Annotated in this window: 1 protein-coding gene; it reads right to left on the reverse strand. The window is 40.6% G+C overall.

All coding sequences use genetic code 11. The annotated features are described in order from the left end of the window. The coding region (locus LV85_RS22130; protein WP_158531229.1) for an Ig-like domain-containing protein at positions 1–1,609 on the reverse strand (1,609 nt) is incomplete at both ends.

The raw sequence follows: 1,609 nt of genomic DNA on the forward strand, positions 1-1,609 counted from the left end.
TATACCATTGATAGGACAATGTGCCAGTTCCAGATGCAGTTACAGACAGAGCTGGGAAACTTCCTCCTTCACAAACTATTGGAGGTGCCGTGGTATTGAGATTGGTGTCAATTGAAGTATTTGCATTGACTAACATTGCTCCGGATACATTTGATGTTATATCTATACCACAAAAACTAGAAACAATAACATAGTAATAGGTTGAAGTTCCTGGGCTAGTTGTAGGAGGGGTAAAGAATTCTGAGTTAGCACCAGATATTAATGTCCCTCCTGAATTGCTATTAGTGGAATTACTATACCACTGAAATTCAATAGGATTTGTGCCGTCTGCTACTACTGAAATAGGATCAAAAGTTTCTCCTTCACATATAGTTTGTGGAGATAAATTTTCAGAGTCAATACTGGTTAATGGTGTAACTGTATAAGAACCTGATATTGCTGTAGGAACTGTTCCACAATCACTGTTTGCTGTGGCATAATAATATATAATTCCCTCTGTGTCAGATGGAGGGGTGAAAGTAGAATTCGTTGCTAGAGCAATGGCCGTTCCTCCGGTATTTGTTGCAGAGGTGTTACTATACCACTGATATGTAACTGCCCCTTCGCCAATTGCGTTTACGCTCAGAGGAGAGAATGAAACTCCTAAACACGCTGAGTAGGGTGTTGGGTCAGGATCAGCAGTGATTGTTGTAATGGGTGGAGTTACTAAATACTCCCCAGAAATTGTAGAGGTTTCTGTCCCACAATTTCCTGTGACCACCACGTAATAGTAGGTGCTCCCTAAGGTAACAGATGGAGGAGTGAAATTGGGTAAAGTTGCACCAGAAACCATTGTTCCTCCTGTAGTTATAGGTGAGCTATTACTATACCATTGATAAGTTAGCCCAGAACCTGTAGCTGATACAGAGATTTCATTAAACCCGTCTCCATAACATTCTACATCGTCAGAATTGTCAGGTTGGATAGAAATTGCTGTAATTTCTTGAACTGTTTGAGCTCCTGAGAAATTGGAAGCGATACTACTTCCACAATCACTTGAGACTATTACATAATAGTAATTAGTACCTGTGACAGCTGCTGATGGTGTATAACTAGGTGAATCTGTGCCTACAGGACTTGCTCCAGATGTGCTGGCTGAAGTGTTGGTATACCATTGATAATGAAGAGTTCCTGTGCCAGAAGCAGTGACAGAGATTGGATTGAAGGAACCTCCATCACAAATTGCTTGAGAATTAAGATTTTCGCTATCTATAGTAGTACTAGGATTAACTGTAATAGCGCCTGAAGCATTTGAAACTGCTAATCCACATCCACCTGAAATCTCTACATAGTAGTATAAGGTACCAGAAGTGATTGATGGGGGAGTAAAAGTACTAGAATTAGCACCAGAAATAGCAGTGCCGCCTATATTGGTTGCAGAACTATTGCTAAACCATTGATATGTTAATGTGCTTGTGCCAGTAGCAGTCACTGAAAGTGGAGTAAAAGTGGTTCCGATACAATCGATTTGAGATGTCGTTGAAGGTTGAGTGACAATGGTTGTTTCAGGTGTCACTTCAATTTCCACAATATCTGAGGTAGCGGAACCACAAGTAGGACTTGTAGCAAC

The organism is Algoriphagus chordae, assembly GCF_003254055.1.
GTDB lineage: Bacteria > Bacteroidota > Bacteroidia > Cytophagales > Cyclobacteriaceae > Algoriphagus > Algoriphagus chordae.